Annotated in this window: 6 protein-coding genes; 1 reads left to right on the top strand and 5 read right to left on the bottom strand. The window is 66.2% G+C overall.

From position 1 onward, the window contains the following. The 4 genes from BLT64_RS27685 to BLT64_RS22680 all read right to left on the bottom strand — a co-directional run. Positions 1–525 (bottom strand): creatininase family protein (locus BLT64_RS27685; RefSeq protein ID WP_302847739.1); only part of this gene is annotated, 525 nt, incomplete at its 3' end. Positions 526–550: 25 nt separating this feature from the next. Further along, entirely contained in the window at positions 551–1,435 is an 885-nt protein-coding gene (locus tag BLT64_RS22695; RefSeq protein ID WP_011749660.1) for a hypothetical protein, read from the bottom strand. A 24-nt stretch (positions 1,436–1,459) separates the two neighbouring features. Next, positions 1,460–2,359: a tetratricopeptide repeat protein gene (locus tag BLT64_RS22690; RefSeq protein WP_011749661.1), complete on the bottom strand. Its 900-nt coding sequence runs from the start codon at positions 2,357–2,359 to the stop codon at positions 1,460–1,462. 997 nt (positions 2,360–3,356) lie between these two features. Continuing rightward, positions 3,357–4,214, bottom strand: a complete 858-nt coding sequence (locus tag BLT64_RS22680; RefSeq protein ID WP_011749663.1) for a DUF2189 domain-containing protein — start codon at positions 4,212–4,214, stop codon at positions 3,357–3,359. 345 nt (positions 4,215–4,559) lie between these two features. Between BLT64_RS22680 and BLT64_RS22675 the strand changes: the two genes are divergently transcribed. Next, positions 4,560–5,489: a LysR family transcriptional regulator gene (locus BLT64_RS22675; protein ID WP_350310475.1), complete on the top strand. Its 930-nt coding sequence runs from the start codon at positions 4,560–4,562 to the stop codon at positions 5,487–5,489. A gap of 118 nt (positions 5,490–5,607) precedes the next feature. Here BLT64_RS22675 and BLT64_RS22670 read toward each other — a convergent pair whose 3' ends face one another. Continuing rightward, complete coding sequence (locus tag BLT64_RS22670) at positions 5,608–6,555, bottom strand: acetamidase/formamidase family protein (protein ID WP_011749665.1); 948 nt, start codon at positions 6,553–6,555, stop codon at positions 5,608–5,610. Positions 6,556–6,575: the final 20 nt, after the last annotated feature.

Genomic DNA, 6,575 nt, shown 5'->3' with positions numbered 1-6,575 from the left:
GGGGCAGGGGGTGCCGAACTCTGCCCGCAATGCGGCGACGATGCCTTTGGTGCAGACCTCGAGCAGCAACTCGCCCTTCTCGGCCGAGGCGTCCTTGGGCGAGGACAGCGTGCCCGATGCGGGCGTCCATTCCGGCTTGGCGGGGTAGACGTCGTAAGGCGGGAATTGCGCCGGCTCGACATCGACTGCACGGCTCAGATCGACCAGCGTCGGGTAAAGCGCCAGCATCAGCGAGGTTTCCAGCACCCCGCCATGCTCCAGTTCCCAGCCGGGAAAACCGTCGGGATAGAGCCGGGAAATATCCGCCTCGCCGACGATTTCGGCGGCGGGAGCGGTGCGCGCGACACGCCCGGGAAAGGGGCAAGGATGGATACGGCCCTTGCCCCTTGCGGTGACGGAACACCGGTTTCGGGAGCCTGTTTTTCCAACTGGTGATGATAGGCTTGATCCTACGTGTGCAGGAGAAACTTGGCCTGCCTTCCACCGGCTGAGCCCTAGGCCGAAGATCGCCCAGCCCGACCCCAATTCCCGTAACGGGTGGAGTTCGGTCCTACCGGCGGCGCTCGGAACGAAACGCCTTCAAGGCTCCGACGATCTGTTCCAAGAGATCCCCCAGCATCGCGTTGCGGTCGGCAAACAGCGTCAGGTCGCGCGGTGCAAAGACCCGGCCATTCACCGTCAGCTGATCCATGCCGGCCGTGCCCTGCCGCTTGTATTGCGCGGCGGGGGTCAGGGCCAGCATCCAGACCGGGCATCCCACCGCCGCGGCCAGCTCGAAGGGCAGCGAACTGATGCCCACCACCAGATCCAGCGCCGCGCAGCAGGCCGCGATCCCCTCCATGTCATCGAACAGGTCGAGTTCGGCCGGGATCAGGATGCCATGATCTTCGCAGAGCCGGCGTTCTTCCGGGCTCAATTGCGGCTGCAGCGAAACCCAAGTGCAGGGCAGCTCTCGGATCAGCGGCAGCATCTCCTCCAGCGAGAGGTAATTCGGGTTGCGGGAATGCGATTGCACCGCGCTGCGCCAAAGCAGTCCAACGACCGGCCGCTCGCCAGATCCACGGAACTGTGCGGCCCAATGGGCATGCCGGGTCGGTTCGGGGCGCAGATAACCGGCCCGGATTCGGCCAAGGTGGCTTTGCCAGAGACCGGGTTGGAACAGCTCCATCTGTCCCATGATCTCCTCGGGGAAAAAGACGTGATCGCAATCGCGCAGTTTGACCAGATAGTCCGCGTCGAGATAGCCCGACAGGATCCGCTCGGCGATCTCCTCGTGCATGATCGGCCGCTCCTGCCAGAGCAATGTCCAGCGCCGGCGCAGCGGATGGAAACGAACAAAGGGAAAGCTGCGGGCCAGCAGCGTCTCCAGCCGCGGCTCGCAAGAGATCACGATCTCACCGGCCCGATCCTCCAGCAGACCGTAGACTTGGGCCATTCGCACCTCGTCGGCGATGCCTTCCTAGGCCATCAGGCCGATCTTGCGGGCGCGTGTCCCGGGGATGAGCACCGGGCGGCGCAAGCCTGGATAAGCCTCTCCCAAGGCGGCAGCGAGGTAGTGGCAGGCCGGGCGGCCGCTGCGGTGCAGCAGCGCCTTTCCGAGCGCGCCACGCCGTAATTCGAATTCGTAACTTTCCTGGTCATAGGGCGGCAGCCCATCCGGTCCGGGCGGTTGGCGCAGCGCCTTCACCCGGTTGCGGCGCCGTCTCAGCAGCCTCTCCGTTTCGGCTTCAGTGCCCGGGCATTGACTGAGGAGTTCGTAATAGACGGCATAACCGCGCGGCAGTTGCGGCGCTTCGGTCAGAACGATGTCCAGTTCTGCCCGGGCTTCGGATGGCGCACCGGCCTGGCTCAGCAGCTCGGCCAGCGCAAGGCGCGCACGCACGAGAAAGGGATAGTGGCCGAGCAGATGGCGTAGCCAGCCCACGCCCCGTTCTGGCTGTCCGGTCAGCCCGGCCAGCCGGGCGATCTCTGCGATTTCCGTGTGATCCGTCGCCTGCGGCACTTTGGGGGGCGACCAGCCCTCCAGCCAGAGCGCAGCCGTCTCGGTCATACGGCGGAGGCCGGGAAAGATCCCCTCGCGTTCGCGCGCGAACCGCACCGGCCCCGACAGCGGGTATGGCAGGGCAAGGCAGCGCGCGATAAGTCGTTCCAGGATCTCCGCATCCTGCCGGAACCAGGCCGCGTGGAAGGCGCGTTCCAGCGCAATGGAGCGCGGCTCCGGTCCGTCGATATGGGCAAGCAGTTCCTCCAGAACCGGACCCAGGCGATTATACTGCTGCATTTGATTTAGGATCGCCAACCGGGTTTGGAAGGTGATCTGGGTCTGTAGCAAGGGCTCTGCAAATTCCAGCCACTCCAAGCCCACCGGGTCCTGTTGCGCCAGCAGAGCCAGATATTGCTGGAGAAGCTGCTCGTGATGTGGAAAGCGCTCACGATAGTGCCTGGCCAGTTTCAGGGCGGCGTCGTCGCCCCTGGCCTGTTCCGTCCATTCGATCTCCAGCCGGGCCCGGCGCCGGCGCTCCGGGGGGACAGATCCCTGGCAGGCAGAGTCCTCAATTCCTCCCCAGCCCTACGGGTTCGGCTCAGCCGCAGCAGCAGGTCGATCCGCAGGAGCCGCTCTTGCGAGTGCAGGTCTTTCCCGCCGCTGTCCAGTATGGCCAGTGCATCCGGCGCGAGATGGAGGCGCGCCATCGCCCGGGCCTGCAGCAGTCGCGGCAGCACCCCGACATGTCGCCAGTCCCCGGCGACCTGCTGCACATGGGCCAGAAGAAGGGCGGGATCGGACTTGTCGGTTATCGCTTCTGGCAGCACTGGAATCTCTACTCTCGGTTTGCGTTATCCGGCGTCCTTCCGGGGTGTCTTGAATTGGGGCAGCGGCCGAGGAGGGAAGCTCTCTGGCCTCGGGCACATGACGGCCCGTTCCGGCCAGTTTCATCAAGGCAGGACAGGCATGGGGTGCTCGTTGGAAAAGGGGGCAAATGGCGCATGCATCTCAGGCACAGCCGCAACTTGGCGTTGGCGCGTGTTCTGCTCCCCTGGTCGCACGCCATGGGCCGCCGCCATGTCGCGGCCATGAGCGGTGATGCGGGAACGATATGCGGTCATAGGGATATTTCCGACGCTGGCTCTTGGGGCGATGAGTGCGACGTCGGACGACAAAAATCAACCACCTGTTGCCGCTTTCGGCTTGGGTGTGAACGGTTTTGACAGAGTTGCGCATTGCCTGCCATCTTTCGCCGCATGGGCCGGCGGACATGCCGACGGCCCATCGGGAAGAAAACCTTGCACCATCCATCCGGGATGGGCACGCCTGTCAGGCACAGGTCATGTGATCGCAGAGAGCGGTATGGACGACCCTAGGCCACCGCCCGCCGGTAAAGGTGCCATGTCGCGTGGCCGAGGATGGGCAGCACGACGATCAGCCCGGCGAAGAGCGGGATCATCCCCAGCACCAGCGAGACGGTGACGATCACCCCCCACAGCGCCGTCGTGCCCGGGTTGCGGCGCGCGACGGCAAGCGAGGTCGCCAGCGCCACCGGCACGCCCACCGGGCGGTCGATCAGCATCGGGAACGACACCAGGCTGACGCAGAGCACCACGGCCGCGAAGACGAAGCCGACGCCGAACCCGGCGAGGACCATCGTCCAGCCCGCGCTGGTGGTAAGGGCATCGCGCAGAAGGACGGACAGGCTGTCATAGGGCCCGGGCCCCAGGGTGACGACCCAGATCGCATGCGCGGCCAGGAGCCAGAAGGCGAAGATCACCGCGAGCAGGCAGCCCAGCATCAGCACCGGTCCCAGCACCCGGCCGGTCAGGGTGGCCAGCACGGCGCTCCAATCCGTCTCTTCGCCCCGTTCGCGGCGCCGGCTCATCTCGTAGAGGCCGATCGCCGCGACCGGCCCGATCAGGGGAAAGCCCGCGGCCAGCGGGAAAAGCAGATGCACCTGCCCGGCGTTGAACGCCCAGGCGGCGAGGACGAAGCCGATCACCGGATAAAGCGCCACCGCCGTGATCACGTCGGTGCGCAGCGCGGCGAAATCCTTGACGCCCTTGCGAAGCGCCGCGCGAATATCGCCCAGGCCGATCCGGTTGACCTCGGGCAGGGTCATCTCGTGACTGCCGATCCCGTCCACCGCCGCCCCGGCGCTGCGGCCGATGCCAGCGAGCTTCTGCGCGCTCCAGCTCAGCGGGTTTCCAATCGTTTCTCGGTGCATGGCTGCATCCTCCCTTCCTGGAGGGCCCGGAACCGGGCGAGGCGTCAGCCGGAGAACCCGGCCCCCGCCCGCGAACATGCCGGGCCGAACCGTCCTCATGGGGAAGTCTAGCAGATGCAGCGCCAGGTTGCACTCTCGGAATCGAGCGCGCTGCTCTCAGGGGCCCTGCCCAAGCCGCCGGAATGCAGAACGGCCGGAGGCGCCTCCGGTCGTTGCGATTTCAAGCCTCTTCCTCCTGGAAGGCCTCTTTGCGCTTCTTGCGGAAGCGAACACGGTTTCATCGATGCGCCCCATGCGTGCCAGAATGCCGACCGGATCGGCCATGCGCACGACCTCGATCAGACCATCGCCGCTGACATAGGGCGGAACGTAGACCGGAACATAACCCGCTCGCGCCAGCTAAAGACGCTTCTCGCCATTGTGGAAACCGGCAGCTTCGCCCGTGCCGCGAACCGCGTTGCGCTGACGCCCTCGGCGGTCAGCCAGCAGATCCAGGCCCTTGAAAACGAAGTCGGAGTTTCGCTTTTCAACCGCGAGAACCGCCCGCCGACGCTGACCGCGGCGGGGCAGCAGATGGTCGAGGCGGCGGCAGAGCTCGTCAGGGCGGCAGAAAACGCCATCGACGCGATTTCAGGCCGCCGGATCGTGGGAAAGTTTGTCATCGGCTCGGTCCGCACCAGCGCGATAGGGCTGCTGCCGCAAGCGGTATCGCGCGTCGTGGCGAATCATCCGGGGCTGAAGATCCGGCTTCTGGTCGGGAACTCGGAAAATCTGGTCCAGGATGTCTATGCCGGCAGGCTGGACGCCGCGATCATCGCCGAGAACAGCCTGTCGTCGCGCGATCTCGACTGGTCGCCCTTTATCCGCGAGCCGCTGTTTCTGATCGCGCCCCCGGGAACCCCGGTCGTGGATGTCCGGCAGGCGTTGTCGGCGTTTCCCTTCGTGCGGTTCCGCAGCAACGTGCCCTTGGCGCGGCTGATCGAAACCGAGCTGGGCCGGATGAACCTGCCGCTGAACGACATCGCCGAGATGGACACGATTTCGGCGGTGACCGCCTGTGTCGAAAACGGGCTGGGGGTGTCGATCGTGCCGCGGATCGCCGCGATCGAGCGCGGGGTGGACCTGGTCATGTTGCCTTTCGGAGATCCGCCGGTCTTTCGCCAGATCGGGCTGCTGCAACGCCCGAAAGGGCCTCGTGCCGGGCTGATCGCCGAATTGCATGAGCAACTGGCCCAGGTCAGCGGCGAATATGGGGTGCCCAGGCCCTTGTCGTGATGGGTTGGGCGCTCTCGCAGGGCCCCGCACCCGGACGCTCCGTCACCCGGTTTCGCGGCGGAACAGCGATGGGGATGCCCGCTGGGGCTGGTCCCTGATTTCGCCGCGCAAGGTCTTGCTATGCGGCAGGGGATAGGCTGCCGAGGTCCAGGACACAATGCGCGCCCTTGCGACGGTTGACCATCTGGGTCACGCGCAGATCGGCCAGCAGGCTGCAATGGCGATAGGCTTCCCCGGCCGAAAGCGGCGTGTTGCGCGTCAGCCAGTGGACCATCCGGCGCGCCGCGGTCGTGGCCGCCTTGTCCAGGTCCTCGTCGAAATCCATGGTGATGATCCGATTGTCGCAGAGGATTTCGGGCGCCTCGGGGGCGGTGCCTTTTTCCAGGTGAAAGCGGAGCCGGCCATTGAGCGCGGTCTCCAGTGCCGTATCGCAGATTTCGCCGTCTCCTTGCAGCGCATGCCCGTCGCCGGCAAGAAACAGCGCCCCTTCGCAAAAGACGGGCAGGGCTATCCGCGCGCCCGCACGGCAATAGCGATTGTCCATGTTGCCGCCAAAGGGGCCGGGCACGACCGAGGTCACGCAGCCGCCCGAGGCATCGGGCGCAACCGCGAGAATGCCGAAGAACGGCGCCAGGTCGACCACCGGCCCCCAGGGCAGCCGCGCCTGCCGTCTGCTGCGGTCCAGCGGGACGGTCAGGGATTCGTATTCGTCCGCCAGGTCCGGCAGGATGCCGGCGCCCGGCTCTATGGCGTTCCAGCCGAAATCCTGCGCAAGCTCGATTGTCTCGATCTCGACCAGCAGCCGGTCTCCCGGTGCGGCATCCCTGATGAAGATCGGGCCGGTCAGCATGTGCGGCCCAAGGTGGGGTCGGCACCGGGCGATGACGTCGCGATGCGCGGCCAGGGCGTGGCAGCCTGTCTCTGGCGCGGGCAGGTTGCGCGGCCCGCCGGACAGCGTCTCGATGGTGACGCTGTCGCCGCTGGCGATGTGCAGGACCGGCGCTGCCGCCGGGTCGATATGGCCCCAGAGCACCGTTTCGGGCGTGGCGGCAAGATGGTGGTGCACCTGGAACTCCTGCGGGGCTG

It is taken from the genome of Paracoccus denitrificans, from assembly GCF_900100045.1.
Taxonomy (GTDB): domain Bacteria; phylum Pseudomonadota; class Alphaproteobacteria; order Rhodobacterales; family Rhodobacteraceae; genus Paracoccus; species Paracoccus denitrificans.
Note: the sequence above shows the minus strand (reverse complement) of the source record. Positions and strands in the feature narration are given on the sequence as shown.

Excerpts from the sequence above, each read along its gene's own strand:
- BLT64_RS22695 (WP_011749660.1), bottom strand. The coding sequence starts at position 1,435 with ATGGCCCAAGTCTACGGTCTGCTGGAGGATCGGGCCGGTGAGATCGTG.
- BLT64_RS22680 (WP_011749663.1), bottom strand. The coding sequence starts at position 4,214 with ATGCACCGAGAAACGATTGGAAACCCGCTGAGCTGGAGCGCGCAGAAG.